The organism is Nocardioides caeni (assembly GCF_004912195.1).
GTDB classification, from domain to species: Bacteria; Actinomycetota; Actinomycetes; order Propionibacteriales; family Nocardioidaceae; genus Nocardioides; species Nocardioides caeni.
This window is the reverse complement of the sequence record NZ_STGW01000009.1, coordinates 32,658-46,864: the sequence shown is the minus strand read 5'-3', so window position 1 is coordinate 46,864 and position 14,207 is coordinate 32,658. Positions and strand designations below refer to the sequence as shown.

At 70.8% G+C, this 14,207-nt stretch carries 12 protein-coding genes; 3 read left to right on the top strand and 9 right to left on the bottom strand.

The features are described 5' to 3' along the window. Window positions 1-23 precede the first annotated feature (23 nt). Complete coding sequence (locus tag E9934_RS13565; RefSeq protein WP_136563436.1) at window positions 24-1,553, top strand: acyl-CoA synthetase; 1,530 nt, start codon at window positions 24-26, stop codon at window positions 1,551-1,553. A gap of 90 nt (window positions 1,554-1,643) precedes the next feature. Here E9934_RS13565 and E9934_RS19840 read toward each other — a convergent pair whose 3' ends face one another. Further along, window positions 1,644-1,787 (bottom strand): GPGG-motif small membrane protein, encoded by a 144-nt coding sequence (locus E9934_RS19840; protein ID WP_162851554.1) that lies wholly within the window; start codon window positions 1,785-1,787, stop codon window positions 1,644-1,646. Between the two features lie 83 nt (window positions 1,788-1,870). Continuing rightward, window positions 1,871-2,350, bottom strand: a complete 480-nt coding sequence (locus E9934_RS13560) for a DUF5709 domain-containing protein (protein ID WP_136563435.1) — start codon at window positions 2,348-2,350, stop codon at window positions 1,871-1,873. 64 nt (window positions 2,351-2,414) lie between these two features. Between E9934_RS13560 and E9934_RS13555 the strand changes: the two genes are divergently transcribed. Beyond that, window positions 2,415-3,020, top strand: coding sequence for a DUF4126 domain-containing protein (locus E9934_RS13555; protein WP_136563434.1), 606 nt, complete (start codon window positions 2,415-2,417; stop codon window positions 3,018-3,020). On the opposite strand, the gene E9934_RS13550 is transcribed toward E9934_RS13555, so the two are convergent. The 5 genes from E9934_RS13550 to E9934_RS13525 form a co-directional block, all read right to left on the bottom strand. Then, window positions 2,993-5,566 (bottom strand): bifunctional FO biosynthesis protein CofGH, encoded by a 2,574-nt coding sequence (locus E9934_RS13550; protein WP_136563433.1) that lies wholly within the window; start codon window positions 5,564-5,566, stop codon window positions 2,993-2,995. The two genes, E9934_RS13555 and E9934_RS13550, sit on opposite strands and share 28 nt — an antisense overlap. A gap of 103 nt (window positions 5,567-5,669) precedes the next feature. Further along, window positions 5,670-6,998 (bottom strand): hypothetical protein, encoded by a 1,329-nt coding sequence (locus tag E9934_RS13545; RefSeq protein WP_158295003.1) that lies wholly within the window; start codon window positions 6,996-6,998, stop codon window positions 5,670-5,672. 65 nt (window positions 6,999-7,063) lie between these two features. After that, on the bottom strand, window positions 7,064-9,202 hold the full coding sequence (locus E9934_RS13535) for an MMPL family transporter (protein WP_136563431.1): 2,139 nt from the start codon (window positions 9,200-9,202) through the stop codon (window positions 7,064-7,066). Between the two features lie 190 nt (window positions 9,203-9,392). Further along, window positions 9,393-10,541 carry an acyl-CoA dehydrogenase family protein gene (locus tag E9934_RS13530; protein ID WP_136563430.1) on the bottom strand — a complete coding sequence of 383 codons (1,149 nt, stop codon included), beginning with the start codon at window positions 10,539-10,541 and terminating at the stop codon, window positions 9,393-9,395. Beyond that, the gene (locus E9934_RS13525; protein WP_136563429.1) at window positions 10,541-11,578 is read right to left on the bottom strand and encodes an LLM class F420-dependent oxidoreductase; all 1,038 of its coding nucleotides are present in this window, start codon (window positions 11,576-11,578) and stop codon (window positions 10,541-10,543) included. The genes E9934_RS13530 and E9934_RS13525 overlap by 1 nt, the downstream gene beginning before the upstream one ends. Before the next feature lie 188 nt (window positions 11,579-11,766). Here E9934_RS13525 and npdG point away from each other — a divergent pair, with 188 nt between their 5' ends. After that, window positions 11,767-12,462, top strand: coding sequence for an NADPH-dependent F420 reductase (gene npdG, locus E9934_RS13520; RefSeq protein ID WP_136563428.1), 696 nt, complete (start codon window positions 11,767-11,769; stop codon window positions 12,460-12,462). Between the two features lie 48 nt (window positions 12,463-12,510). Here npdG and E9934_RS13515 read toward each other — a convergent pair whose 3' ends face one another. Both E9934_RS13515 and E9934_RS13510 read right to left on the bottom strand, forming a co-directional pair. Next, a complete protein-coding gene (locus E9934_RS13515; RefSeq protein WP_136563427.1) occupies window positions 12,511-12,939 on the bottom strand; it encodes a hypothetical protein in 429 nt (142 codons plus the stop codon). Beyond that, entirely contained in the window at window positions 12,936-14,153 is a 1,218-nt protein-coding gene (locus E9934_RS13510) for a PspC domain-containing protein (protein WP_136563426.1), read from the bottom strand. Before E9934_RS13510 ends, E9934_RS13515 begins: the two co-directional genes overlap by 4 nt. Between the last annotated feature and the right edge of the window lie 54 nt (window positions 14,154-14,207).

Genomic DNA, 14,207 nt, shown 5'->3' with positions numbered 1-14,207 from the left:
GCGCTACTGGCAGGCTCGGGGGCATGTATCCCGGAACCTGGGCCGCCAAGAACCCCGACAAGCCAGCGCTGATCATGGCCGGCTCCGGCCGGACGCTCACCTACGCCGAGCTCGACGAGCGCAGCCTGCGGCTCGCCCACCACCTCCGCGAGGCCGGCCTCGGTGTCGGCGACGTCGTCGCGCTGGTCAGCGACAACAGGCCGGAGGCCTACGAGGTCTATTGGGCGGCGCTCCGCTCGGGCCTCTACATCACCGCCGTCAACAGCCACCTCAGCGCTGCCGAGACGTCCTACATCGTCGCCGACTGCGGGGCCAGGGCGATCGTCGCCTCGGCCGCGCTCGCCGACATGGTCGAGGGCCTCGACGTCGACGTGCCGCACCGGCTCGCCGTGGGCGGCGAGATCGCCGGTTACGACGACTACGAGACGGCGTTGGCCGCGGCGAGCACCGAGCCGCTGCCCGAGCAGCCCCACGGCGACGACCTGCTCTACTCCAGCGGCACCACCGGCCGGCCCAAGGGGATCAAGCCGCCGCTGCCGCCGATCGCCGTCGACGAGCCCGGCTACCTCTACCCGACGGTCTTCGGGGCGGTCTACGAGATGGGCGAGGACGTCGTCTACCTCTCGCCCGCGCCGGTCTATCACGCCGCGCCGCTTCGTTTCGGCGGCGTCGTGCACACCGTCGGCGGCACGCTGGTGATGATGGAACGCTTCGATGCCGAGGGCGCCCTCGCGGCCATCGAGCAGCACCGGGTGACGCACACCCAGATGGTGCCGACGATGTTCGTCCGGCTGCTCAAGCTGCCCGAGGAGGTGCGCCTGGCGCGCGACGTCTCGAGCCTGCGCTGCGTCATCCACGCCGCCGCCCCGTGCCCGATCGACGTCAAGCGCCGCATGATCGACTGGCTCGGCCCGATCGTGGAGGAGTACTACGCCTCCACCGAGGCCAACGGCTCGACCAAGATCGGCTCGGAGGAGTGGCTCACCCACCCCGGCTCGGTCGGCAAGGCCCTCCTGGGGATCCCGCACATCGTCGACGAGGAGACGGGCGCCGAGGTCGGCGTCGGGGAGATCGGCACGATCTACTTCGAGCGCGAGGTCCGCAACTTCAGCTATCACAACGACCCGGAGAAGACACGGAGCACCGAGCACCCCGACCACCCCAACTGGACGACCGTCGGCGACCTCGGCTACCTCGACGGCGAGGGCTTCCTCTACCTGACCGACCGCAAGGCCTTCATGATCATCAGCGGCGGGGTCAACATCTATCCGCAGGAGATCGAGGACCTCTTCACCCTCCACGACGCGGTCGGCGACATCGCCGTGATCGGCGTCCCGGACGAGGAGATGGGGGAGCGGGTCGTCGCCTTCGTCCAGCCCGCGCCGGGCGTCGTCGCCGACGACGCCCTCGCCGCCGAGCTCCGCGACCACGCCCGTGAGCGGATCGCGCACTACAAGGTCCCGCGCGAGTTCCACTTCCGTGCGGAGCTGCCGCGCACGCCCACCGGCAAGATGGTCAAGGGCCGGCTGCGCGACGAGTACGTCGGCAGGTGACCCGGCCGGTCCCGTCGGTCTCCCGTCCCCGGACGCGCCGAACCCCCCGGGTGGGCTCCCGGGGGGCTCGGCAGGACACGACGGCGGCCGTCAGGTGAAGATGCTCACGCCACCGGGACCGACGAGCAGTCCGACGACGATGAGCACGACGCCCCAGAGGACCTCCCCGCGCACGAGGCTGACGATGCCCGAGACGACCAGGATGACGGCCAGGATCCACAAGATGAGTGCCACGATTACCCTCCTTTGTCTGGGGTCGACCGGTGGACACTCGATCCCCCAGCGACCTGCTCTCGCAGTACCCGGGAGGCCGCCGATCAGCCCCTCGGATCCGAGGGATCGGTGTCGTCGATGACGTGCATGGCCGCCTCCTCGGCGCTGGCCGCGGCACCGTCGATCCCGACGTCGCTCGCGAGCAGGTCCTTCTCCCGGTCGCCGCGGACGCCCTCGTCCGGGTCGACGAGGCGGCCGGCCCGACGGTCGCCTACCTCGCGGCCCTCCTCGTCGGCCTCGTGCGGCAGCCCGTCGTCGTCGGTCGCCTCCGTCGTCCCCACGTCGGGCTCCTCCTCGCCCAGCCGGTCCTCGAGCGGCCTCGGGTGGGCGGCCTCCCACGGCGTCGTGCCGTAGCGGTCCACGCCGAGGGGCTTCTCGGGCGGGGAGTAGCCGCGGTCGAGCTCGTCGTCGAGATCCTGGTCCTCGAGGGTGTCGGCGGGGTCGAGCTGCGTCTCGTCGTCGACGCTGTAGCCGTCGTACTCCTCGCGGTCGGCGGGATCTGCGGGGGTGTCCTGGGTGCTCATCGGTGACTCCTTCGCTGGCGTCGTCGTCCCGGACGGGCGGACCGTCTCGCCGTACCCTGTGCGCGTGGAATCACTCGCCCTCACGTTCACCTCGGGGTGGGCCAGCGGCATCAACAGCTATCTGGTGCTGCTCGTGCTGGGCATCGCCGATCGGGTGGGCTCGGTCGAGGAGATCCCCGACGTGCTCGGCCGCACCGAGGTGCTCGGCATCGCGGCCCTGCTCTATGCCTTCGAGTTCGTCGCGGACAAGGTGCCCTACGTCGACTCGGCCTGGGATGCCGTCTCGACGGCGATCCGCCCGGTGGTCGGCGGGGTGCTCGGCGTGCTCTTCGCCGGCGACTCGGAGTCGCTGAACGCGCTCGCCGGAGGCTCGGTGGGCGGCGGCACCGCGCTCGTCTCGCACACCGTCAAGTCGGGCACCCGGATCGCGGCCAACACCTCGCCCGAGCCGTTCACCAACCTCGGCATCAGCCTCGCCGAGGACGTCGTCGTGCTGGGCGTGGTCTGGTTCGCGATCGAGCACCCGGTGCTCGCCGCGGTCATCGCCGGGATCCTGCTCCTGCTCGGACTGCTCCTGCTCTGGCTCGCCTGGAAGCTGGTCCGCCGCGGCTGGCGACGGCTCAAGGCCTGGCGGGAGCGCCGTCAGGAGCGGGTCGGTGGCGTTCCGTAGAGTGTGGTGCGCTCGCGGACCGGGCGGTCGATGCCGGCCCCGATCTCGACCAGCTCGGCGACGGTCTTGGCCGAGCCGTGCTCCGAGCCGGCCATCCGGGAGATGGTCTCCTCCATGAGCGTGCCGCCGAGGTCGTTGGCGCCGGCCTCGAGCATGGCGCGGGTGCCCTCGATGCCGAGCTTGACCCAGCTGGTCTGGATGTTGTCGATGCGGCCGTGGAGCATGATCCGGGCCATCGCGTGGACGGCGAGGTTGTCGCGCAGCGTGGGGCCGGGGCGGGCGACGCCGGCGAGATAGATCGGCGCGCTGGTGTGGACGAAGGGCAGCGGGACGAACTCCGTGAAGCCGCTGCTGCCGTTGTCGCGCGCGGTGTCCTGGACACCCTTGAGGACGTTGAGGTGCCCGACCCAGTGGCGCGGGTTGTCCACGTGGCCGTACATCATCGTCGAGGTGGTCGGCAGGCCGATGCGGTGCGCGGTGGAGACGATCTCGACCCAGGTGCGGGCGGGCAGCTTGCCCTTGGTCAGCACCCAGCGGACCTCGTCATCGAGGATCTCCGCCGCCGTGCCGGGCAGCGAGCCCAGACCGGACTCGCGGGCCTTGATGAGGAAGTCCTCGATGGACAACCCGGTGCGGGCGGTGCCGTTGACGACCTCCATCGGGGAGAAGGCGTGGACGTGCATCTCCGGGACGCGCTTGCGGACGGCGGCGGCGATGTCGAAGTAGGCGTCGGCGGGGAGCTCGGGGTCGATGCCGCCCTGCATGCAGACCTCGGTGGCGCCCAGGTCCCACGCTTCCTGGGCGCGGTCGGCGACCTCGTCGTAGGACAGGGAGTAGGCGTCGGCGTCGGTCTTGCGCTGCGCGAAGGCGCAGAAGCGGCAGCCGACGTAGCAGACGTTGGTGAAGTTGATGTTCCTGTTGACGACATAGGTGACCGCGTCACCGACGACGTCCTTGCGCAGCTCGTCGGCCAGCCGGGTGACCTGCCGAAGGAGGTCGCCCTCGGCCGTCATCAGCGTCAGCGCGTGCTCGTCGCCCAGGTCGACCAGGCCCGACTCCGCGGCGGCCTCCGCGGCCGCGAGGGCCTCGCGACCCTCGGCGTGCAGCACCGCGGGCGCGCCGTCGATCAATCCCGTTCGGGCGGCCGCCTCGCCGACCGCGTCCCAGTCGCCATAGACGGAGGCGAAGTCGCTGCGCCGGTCGTCGGTGCGACCCTCGCTGTCGACGGCCGCGAACAGATCGGTCCGGCCCGCCGACTCCAGTACGACGTCGGGCTCCTGCCACGGCAGGCCGCTCGGCCGGACGTCGGGGATCGCCAGTCCGGCCATCGGTCCGTCGAGCTCCGCCAGGGCGGCGACGTGGGCGTGCAGGCGCGGATCGATCCACGCCTCACCCCGCTGGAGCGCCCCGACGACGTACTCGGGGTGCACGGTCAGCCGGGCCTTCAGCTCGAAGCCGCAGGCCGCGGTGATCGAGCGCAACCGCTCCAGCGAGGGCCACGGTCGCTCGGGGTTGACGTGGTCGGGGGTCAGCGGTGAGACGCCGCCCCAGTCGTCGACGCCGGCGTCGAGCAGGGCCCGGCACTCCGCGAGGTCGACGAGGTTGGGTGGCGCCTGGATCCGCGCCTTCGGGCCGAGCACGATCCGGGTGACGGCGATCGCGGCACGGTAGGGGTCGAGGTCGAGGTCGTCGACGTGGCGCATCGCGGTGTCGGGCTTGGCCCGGAAGTTCTGGACGATCACCTCCTGGATCGCGCCGTAGGCGCGGGAGGTCTGGCGCAGCGCGAAGATCGTCTCGGCTCGCTCGGTGAGCGTCTCGCCGATCCCGACGAGCAGGCCCGTGGTGAACGGGATGCCGTGACGCCCGGCGTCCTCGAGGGTGCGGAGCCGGAGCTCGGGGTCCTTGTCGGGGGAGCCGTAGTGGGCCTCGCCCCTGGTCTCGAACAGTCGCCGGGAGGTGGTCTCGAGCATCATGCCCAGCGACGGCGAGACCGGCCTGAGTCGGTTGAGCTCCTCCCACGACATGACGCCGGGGTTGAGGTGGGGCAGGAGACCGGTCTCCTCCAGCACCCGGATCGCCATCGCCCGGATGTAGGCCAGGGTCGAGTCGTAGCCCTGCTCGTCGAGCCAGGCCTGTGCCTCGGGCCAGCGGTCCTCGGGCCGGTCGCCGAGCGTGAAGAGCGCCTCGAGGCAGCCGAGCTCGGCTCCCTGACGCGCGATCTCGAGGATCTCGTCAGGGGAGAGGTAGGGGGCCCGGCCCTCCCGGGCTGCCTGCGTGGGCGTCTCCACGAACGTGCAGTAGTGGCACCGGTCCCGGCACAGCCGGGTGATCGGAATGAAGACCTTGGGCGAATAGGTCACCACGCCCGGCCGGCCGGCGCCGAGCAGGCCGGCGTCGCGGACACGCGCGGCCGCGGCGGTCAGTCGGTCGAGGTCGTCGCCGGTCGCCGCCAGCAGCGCGGTCGCCTCCGCGACGTCGAGGGCAGCGCCGCGCTCGACACGGGCGAGTGCGCGGCGGATCTGCTGGGGAGTGGGGGCGTCGGACATCCTGCTCAGGATATCCGCGACCGGTCGTCGTGCCGCGTCGTGGCCGCCCAGCGAGAGCGCAGTCGGGCCGCAGTCGGGCCGTAGTCGGGCCGTAGTGGGGCGCTCAGTTGCGCAGGGTCGTCCTCAGCCGGCCGACCTTGGCCACGAAGGTGCCGGAGTAGCTGCCCGGGAAGGTCCACGTGACGACACGTCCCCTGCCGCCCGACGTGGTCACCACCGTGTCCCGGCAGCTGCCGGTCGTGGACAGGCAGTTGCCGCCGTTGCTTGTGTACGTCGCCGTGATCGACTCGTAGTCGGCGAAGCCCTCGTAGCGCAGCTCAGCCGCGTAGCAGCCGGGCTCGTCGGTGCAGCGCACCTTCTTCCAGAAGATCCGCTTCGGCTTCGCCGTGCCGCAGGTCTCGGCGTCGGCCGTGCCGGTGGAGCCCCACGCATAGGTCTGTTGCGCCTGGACCGTCAGGCACGCCCGTTCGCCGCCCTCCTCGGTCTCGACGCGCACGACGTCGCGGGTGACGGGCTCGAGGTTGCCCGGTTGGCCGGCGCTGAGCTCGACGCCCTCGGCCCCCTCGGAGTCATCGGAGTCATCGACGTCGAGGGCGAACTGCACCGAGCGGTAGCCCCGTGCGGCCGTGACCGTCGGGAGGGCCGGGGTCGCCAGGTAGCAGTCGTCGAGCTCCTCCACGGCGGCGGCGCGGTCCTTCTCGACCTCGTCCTCGTCGCCGTCGATCGTGAGGTTCTCGGCGGCGAACCAGGCCCCCATCGTCGCGGCGCCGATGTCGCCGAGGCAGTCGGCGTCCTCGAGGCTCCACGTCTCGGCCACGGCCTGCGACCAGTCGTCGGTGCAGTCGAGGACCTCCTCGTAGAAGGCGACCGCGTCGTCGTGCTCCCAGGTCTCGGTGTAGTTCCAGTCGTCGCCGTCCTTCTCGACGACCCCGATCTCCTCGAGTCCCGGCGAGCGGTGCTCGCCGACGAGGTCGTCGACGGCGCACGCGACGGCATCGGCGTCGCTCCACTCCGGGGGCTCGACGCCGTCCTCGATCGCGGCGGCCGCGTCCTTGTCGGCCGCGCTCAGCGGGCCGATGCCGAAACGGCCGGTGGCATAGAGCCACCCGGCCACGGCCAGCCCGGCCACCAGCACCAGTGCGGTGAGCAGGCCGATGACCAGGCCCAGACGTCGTCGGCGCGGCGGCGGGGTGGGGCCGAAGCCGCCGAAACCGGGCGGCGGAGCCGGCGGTCCGCCCGGAGGACCCGCGGGCGGGCCACCCGGACTGCCGTGGGGGAGGGGAGCCGGCGGCCAGCCGGCAGGCGGCTGCTGACCCGGGGTGAGGGTCGGTGCCGCCGGAGGCGGCCCGGACGGTGGAGGTCCCGTCGGGCGGGTGCCTCGTGGGTTGGTCGGCTCCACACGAGGCCAGATCGGCGACGTCTCGTCGGTCATGGCGCAAACCCCTCGCTCCCACGGACCGTGCGTTCGGTCCGCGGGAGCATCGTAGGTCGAGGGCGTCAGACGCCTGCCGGCGTCTTGTCGAGATCGACCGCCGGAGGCTCCGGCGCGGTCGGTGCCGCGCCGCGGTCGAGACGGCTCGGCCACCAGATCCTCGACCCCAGGTCGAGGTTGAGGGCGGTGACCAGCACCGACCGGACGATCATGGTGTCGAGCAGCACGCCGATGGCGACCGTCGTGCCCAGCTGCAGGGTGAACGTCATCGGCATGGTCCCGAGCGCCGCGAAGGTGGCCGCGAGGACCAGCCCCGCTGAGGTGATCACGCCACCGGTGGAGGCCAGGGCGATGAGGGAGCCCTTGCGGGTGCCGTGGATCGCCGACTCCTCCCGAACCCGGGTCATCAGGAAGATGTTGTAGTCGATGCCCAGGGCGACGAGGAAGACGAACGCGAAGAGCGGGAAGCCCGGATCGGTGTGCTCGCGACCGTAGAGCAGGTCGAAGATCACCCCGGAGATCCCGAGCGCGGCCCCGAAGGACAGGATGACCGTGCCGATCAGCAGGATCGGCGACACGATCGAGCGCAGCAGCCCGATCAGGATCAGCAGCACGGCGCCCAGGACGATCGGGATGATCACCTTGTTGTCCCGCTCGGAGGCCTCCATGATGTCGATCGTCACCGCTGACATGCCGGTCACCAGGGCGTCGGCGCCGGGCACGTCGTGCACCGCCTCCCGCACGTCGCCGACCGCTTCGAGGGCGGTGTCGGAGTAGGGGTCGCTGGTCAGCTCGGCGACGATCAGCGTCGTGCCGTCCTTGCTGGCCACCTCGATCGGTTCGGCGATGCCGTCGACGTCGGCCATCGCGGCGGTGACCTCGGCGGCGTGAGCGGTGTCGGTGACCACCTGCACCGGCGTGCTGGCGTCGACCAGCCCGTGCTCGATGAGGATCGTCTGGCCGGTGACGGAGTCCTGGTCCTGCGTGTACTGCTCGTCGCTCGGGATTCCGCCGGTGTCGAGGCGCAGGAAGCCCAGGCACAGGACGGCGAGCACGGCCGCCGTACCGACCCACACGATGCGGGGGCGAGGGGCGATGCCGCGGCCGACGCGGGCCCACAGGCCCGATGAGGTCGGCTCCTCGCTGCCGAAGTGCGGGACGAACGGCCAGAACACCCAGCGCCCCACGATGACCAGCAGGGCCGGGAGCAGGGTCACCATCACCACGAAGGTGACCGCGACGCCGACCGCGTTGGCGGGGCCGAGCCCGGCCGTGGAGTTGAGGTCGGCGAACATCAGGCAGAGCAGTCCCACCACCACGGTCGCGGCGCTCGCGAGGATCGCCGGAGCAGCGCGGTGCAGCGCGAAGGCCATCGCCTCGTGCCGGTCCTCATGGCGGCGCAGCTCCTCGCGGTAGCGGGCGACCAGCAGCAGCGCGTAGTCCGTGCCGGCCCCGATGACGAGCACCGTCAGGATGAACTGGGTCTGGCCGTTGACCGTCAGTCCGGTGTTCTTGGCCAGCAGGTAGAGCAGGCCCATCGCGGCGCCGAGACCGACCACGGCGCTCAGGATCGGCAGCAGCCACAGGATCGGGCTGCGGTAGGTGACCAGCAGGATCAGGATGACCACGCCGAGGGTGATGAGCAGGAGGTTGCTGTCACCGGAGGAGAAGATCGTCGCCGCGTCCGCGCTCTGGCCGCCTGCGCCGGCCAGGTAGGACTCGGCCCCGTCGAGCGCGATGATCTCGTCGATCTCGGGCTTGAGGTCGGGCAGCTCCTCCCACAGCTTGTCGCCGAAGTTGAGCGTGAACTCGAGCTTGGCCACCTGGTCGTCCGTCGACACGAACGGCGCGGGGACGCCGGCCGCGACCGCCGCCTGGGGCGAGAGCACCTGGCTCACGCCGTCGAGAGCCGCGATCTCGGTCGCGTCCTCCTCGATGGCCGCGAAGTCCTCCTCGGTGAGCCCGGACTCACGGAAGTAGACCACGGTCGTGCCGACGTCGTAGGGGTCCTGGAAGGCCTCGAGCCTCTCGAAGGCCTGCGTCGACTCCGCGCTGTCGGGGAGCCAGGACTCGGTCTCGTTGTTCTGGACGTCGATGAGCTTGCCGGCGAAGGAGGCGAGGCCTCCGCCGATCACGATGACCGCGACGAGCACGATCCACTTGGTGAGGGGGCCGGTGAGCTTTCCGGCGATCTGACGGTGCATGGCGAGGACTCTTCCAGTGAGGACCGACAACGGCATCGGGGACTTCTCCGGGTCCGACCCTGAGATCGACCCGGAATCATCGCCACCGGGGAACTGCTTCGTCCTCACGACGAACGAGGGCCCCGGGATGTGACATCCCGGGGCCCTCGAATCGTGCGAATCGCGTGAGAGACCTCTCGCGCTCGTTCGGTCAGAGACCGAGCGAACGGCCGATGATCTCCTTCTGGATCTCGGTGGTGCCGCCATAGATCGTCTGGATCCGGCTGTCGGCGTAGGCCTTGGCGATGGGGTACTCCATCATGAAGCCGTAGCCACCGTGCATCTGCAGGCCCTGGTTGACGATCTTGAGCTGCAGCTCGGTGGTCCACCACTTCGCCATCGACGCCAGCGAGGTGTCGGCCGTGCCGGCGTTGAGCAGCTCGACGCAGTGGTTGACGAAGGTGCGCGCGACGTAGGCCTCCGTGGCCATCTCGGCGAGCACGAACCGCGTGTTCTGGAACTTTCCGATCGGCTTGCCGAACGCCTCACGCGACGTGACGTAGTCGAGCGTCATGTCGAGGACGTGCTCGATGGCCGCGATCGCCATCGTCGCGATGGAGATCCGCTCCTGGGGCAGGTTCTGCATCAGGTAGATGAAGCCCTGGCCCTCCTCGCCGAGCAGGTTGGCCTTCGGGACCACGACGTTGTCGAAGTTGAGCTCGGCGGTGTCCTGCGCCTTGAGGCCCAGCTTGTCGAGGTTGCGGCCGCGGGTGAAGCCGTCCATGCCCTCCTCGACGACCAGCAGACTGAAGCCGTGGGCGCCGGCCTCGGGGTTGGTCCGCGCGACGACGATCACCAGGTCGGACAGGATGCCGTTGGTGATGAAGGTCTTCGAGCCGTTGAGGACGTAGTGGTCGCCCTTGTCGACCGCGGTGGTGCGCAGACCCTGGAGGTCCGAGCCGGCGCCCGGCTCGGTCATCGCGATCGCGGTGATGATGTCACCGGAGACACAGCCGGGCAGCCAGCGGCCCTTCTGCTCCTCGTTGCACAGCTCGTTGAGGTAGGGGACCGTGATGTCGTTGTGGAGCGCGAAGCCCAGACCGCTCGCGCCCACACGGGTGACCTCCTCGGTCAGGACCATGTTGTAGCGGAAGTCCTTGATCCCCGGGCCGTCGTGCTCCTCGGCGACGTCGAAGCCGAGCAGACCGGCCTCGCCGGCCTTGCGCCAGACCTCACGGTCGACCTGGCCGTCCTTCTCCCACTGCTCGTGGTGCTCGATGACCTCCCTCTCGAGGAAGGCGCGCACGGTCTTGCGGAAGTCCTCGTGCTCGGTCTCGTAGATGCTGGGACGCTCGGGCATCAGCTCACCCACTCCTTGATCTGTGCGATGGTCGCGGCCGGGTTGTCGGACGCGGCGGTAACGGAAAGATTCGTGACGCCGGACTCCTTGAAGGCGGCGATCCGCTCCTGGACGTACGACGCCGGGCCGACCAGGTTGCCGGCCTCCAGCCACTCGAGGGGCACGAGCGCCTCGGCCTCCTTCTTCTTGCCCGAGAGGTAGAGGTCCTGGATCTCCTTGGCCTCCTTCTCGAAGCCGTACTCGCAGGCGAGCTGGTTGTAGAAGTTCTTGTCACGCGCACCCATGCCGCCGACGTAGAGGGCATAGAGGGGGCGCATGAAGTCGAGCAGGGCCTTGGTCTCGGGGCCCTCGCCGATGGCGACCATGCCGCCGGCGCAGATCTCGAGCGGCTTGAGGTCCGCGGAGCGCTTCGCGGCGCCGCGGGCCAGCGGCTCGCCCCAGACGTCCTTGGCCTTCTCCGGGTAGTAGAGGAACGGCAGCCAGCCGTCGGCGACCTCGGCGGTCATCGCGACGTTCTTGTCGCCCAGGGCCGCGACCCAGATCGGGAGGTCGGCGCGCTCGGGCCGGTTGAGCAGCTTGAGCGGCTTGCCGAGGCCCAGGCCCTCGCCCTCGGGGAGCGGCACCTGGATGGTCTTGCCCTGGAAGTCGAGGCGCTCGCCGCGCAGGCCGGCACGCAGGACCTGGATGATCTCGCGGGTGCGGGTCAGCGGACGGTCGTAGGCGATGCCGTGGAAGCCCTCGATCACCTGGGGGCCCGAGGCGCCGAGGCCGAGGACCGCACGGCCGCCGGAGACGTTGTCCAGGCCGGCTGCGGTCTGCAGCAGGGCGCCCGGCGTGCGGGAGTAGATGTTGAGGATGCCGGCGCCGATCTCGACGGTCTCGGTCTTGGCGGCGAGGTAGCCCATCAGCGTCGGGGCGTCGAAGCCGTAGGGCTCGGCGACCCAGATCATGTCGAGTCCGGCCTTCTCCAGCTGGACCACCTGGTCGGCCGACTCGCGCGGGTTGCCCGCATAGACGAGGGGCATCGAGAGCTTCATGGGTTTCCCTTCTCATCGCACCCGACGACGGGCGCTGCGACGTGTGTGGCAACAGCGTCCCGGGCGTCTCGGCCAGCGGGCGAGTGTTACGGGACAACTGTGACAGTAATACTGTCACAATAGCAACGGGTTGCCCGTTGTGAATCGGCTCATGCCGATGTGGAACGCTGCGCCCCAGGAGGACACCCATGACTGAGACTTCAGAGACCACCCGCTACACCGTCGCCGTGATCGGCGGCACCGGTCCCCAGGGCAAGGGCCTGGGCTACCGGTTCGCGCGGCACGGCCACGACATCGTGCTCGGCTCCCGCGCAGCGGAGAAGGCCGAGGTCGTCGCGACCGAGGTCAACGACCGGCTGGCCGACGTGGCCGGGGCCGGCACGGCGCGCGGCCTGGCCAACGCCGACGCCGTCGCCGCAGCCGACGTCGTGCTGCTCGCCGTGCCCTACGACGGCCACGACGAGCTGGTCGCATCGCTGCCCCTGGCGGGCAAGACCGTCATCTCGTGCGTCAACCCGCTGGCGTTCGACAAGCGCGGCGCGCACGGCAAGGTCATCAACAACGGCGAGGGCTCCGCCGCCGAGTCGGCTGCCGAGCTGCAGCCCGAGGCGACGGTGGTCGGCGCCTTCCACAACGTCGCCGCGCCCGCCCTGTGGAGCGAGGACGAGTTCCTCGACGAGGACGTCATCGTCGTCGGCGACTCGGTCGAGGGCAAGCAGGTCGCGATCGACCTCGCGGCGTCCGTCACCGGCCGTCCCGGTGTCGACGGCGGCAAGCTGCGGCTGGCCCGCGTGCTCGAGCCGTTCACCGCGGTGCTGATCTCGATCAACCGCAAGTACAAGACCCACTCGGGCATCCGGGTCACGGGCCTCGACGCCCACTGACCCGCCGTACGACGAGAGGGCCCACCGCGACGCGCGGTGGGCCCCTTCTCAATGTCCGGGGCCGTGCCCCGAGCCGTGGCGCCAGTCGTGGACCGTGCGCCTCATCTCCTCGCGGTGGCGTCGCAGGTCCTCGCGGAGCGCGTCCTTCTGGCGCCGCAGGTCCGCCTTCATGGTCTGCTGGTCGGCCTTCCACTGCTGGCGCCAGTCGCTGGTGTCGTCGGGGCGTCGGCGTCCGCGCAGCATCGTCGCGACCAGTCCCGCGGCGCCGGCGACGAGCCACGGCAGGGGCAACAGCCAGTGGCTCTCGGCCAGCTCGACGCGGTCGGTGGTGACGAGCAGCCACAGGACCGACAGGCCGACGAACGCCACGCCCATCACCAGGTGACCGACATTGACGGTGTGCCAGCCCGACCGGGGGAGGGCGTCGCGCTCGGCGCGGGGCCGCTCGACGTCGATCGGCTCGGTGTGCTCGCTCATGCCGCGTCCTCCTCGGTGTGCACGACGAACTCGCCCACGAACCCGTCGATGTCGATCCTCAGCACGGGTGCGTCCGGCCCCGCGTGATGGCGGGCGGCGTCGGTGCGGTCGGCCTTGTCGCCGAACAACTTGATCTCACCGACGCCCTGCAGCTCGGCGTCGACCTCCACGGTGAGACCGTCGTCGGGCACGATCACCTCGAGACTCCCGACCCGCAGGTCGAGCTCGAGAGTGCGGCCGTCGAGCTCGTCGAGGTCCACCACCCGGGTCAGGTCGATGCGCATGTCGCCGACCCCCAGGGACTCGTCGCGGACGTCGTCGGCCGTGCGCGGCGTCTGGTGCACCTCGCCGACCGAGAAGTCGCTCAGGTCGCCCGCCACTCCGCCGGCCACGGTCAGCGCGCCGGCGAGCAGGCCCACGAGGATCAGGCCACCCGCGCGGCCGTAGAACGCGCCGACGAGCAGCATCACTCCGCAGGTGGCCATCACCGTCGCGGGGTAGGCAGCCTCGGGGATGTCCCAGCCGGCCAGGGAGAGCGTCGCCAGCACGCCGCAGAGCAGAGCGGCCAGCGCCATGGTCCACCAGAAGAGGAGGGGAGCCTTCGGGCGGCGCTCCGGGCGTGGAGCCGGCGGTGGTCCCGGCTCGTAGCCGTCGTACGTCGCGCCCCCGCCGGCACCGCTGGAACCGCTGGAACCGTCGGCCGGCACGTCGCCGGCCGGTCCGGTGCGCGGCGGCCCGCCCAGCCACGGGTGCGTGGGGCCGCCGGGCTTCATCGCCTCCTTGCTGCCGAACACGACGAGCAGCACGGCGGCGACGACGAGCAGCGGCCACGGGAACCCGAAGCCGCCGACCGAGTCGCCGACGAGGGAGGCAGCGGCGATGATCCCGGCGATGACGAGGACCGCGGTCCGGATGTTGTCGTCGACACGGATGACCGTGTCCTCGGTCTCCTCCTCGGGCACCAGCAGCCACGCGGCGCCGTAGAGGACCAGGCCCCCGCCGCCGAAGAAGGTCAGCACCACGAACGCCACCCGCACGAGCAGGGGGTCGATGTCGAGGTGCTGCGCGACGCCGCCCGCCACGCCCGACACCTTGCGATCGGTGCGGCTGCGGCGCAGCCGGGACAGGTCGCGGGCCTCCTCACGGGTCACCCGCGGGCCGTGGTGGCCGGTGGGGTGACCCGGGTCCGGGCCAGTGTCGGTCGGTGTGCTCATGGGCTCCAGCCTGCCGGTCGAGCGGGCCGTCCACCATCGGGGACGACCCTGATC

Bases quoted from the DNA above. Each gene is read 5' to 3' on its own strand.
- E9934_RS13550 (WP_136563433.1), bottom strand. From the start codon at position 5,566: ATGTCCGACGCCCCCACTCCCCAGCAGATCCGCCGCGCACTCGCCCGT.
- E9934_RS13530 (WP_136563430.1), bottom strand. From the start codon at position 10,541: ATGCCCGAGCGTCCCAGCATCTACGAGACCGAGCACGAGGACTTCCGC.
- E9934_RS13565 (WP_136563436.1), top strand. From the start codon at position 24: ATGTATCCCGGAACCTGGGCCGCCAAGAACCCCGACAAGCCAGCGCTG.
- E9934_RS13535 (WP_136563431.1), bottom strand. From the start codon at position 9,202: ATGCACCGTCAGATCGCCGGAAAGCTCACCGGCCCCCTCACCAAGTGG.
- E9934_RS13515 (WP_136563427.1), bottom strand. From the start codon at position 12,939: ATGAGCGAGCACACCGAGCCGATCGACGTCGAGCGGCCCCGCGCCGAG.
- E9934_RS13525 (WP_136563429.1), bottom strand. From the start codon at position 11,578: ATGAAGCTCTCGATGCCCCTCGTCTATGCGGGCAACCCGCGCGAGTCG.
- E9934_RS13560 (WP_136563435.1), bottom strand. From the start codon at position 2,350: ATGAGCACCCAGGACACCCCCGCAGATCCCGCCGACCGCGAGGAGTAC.
- E9934_RS13545 (WP_158295003.1), bottom strand. From the start codon at position 6,998: ATGACCGACGAGACGTCGCCGATCTGGCCTCGTGTGGAGCCGACCAAC.
- npdG (WP_136563428.1), top strand. From the start codon at position 11,767: ATGACTGAGACTTCAGAGACCACCCGCTACACCGTCGCCGTGATCGGC.
- E9934_RS13510 (WP_136563426.1), bottom strand. From the start codon at position 14,153: ATGAGCACACCGACCGACACTGGCCCGGACCCGGGTCACCCCACCGGC.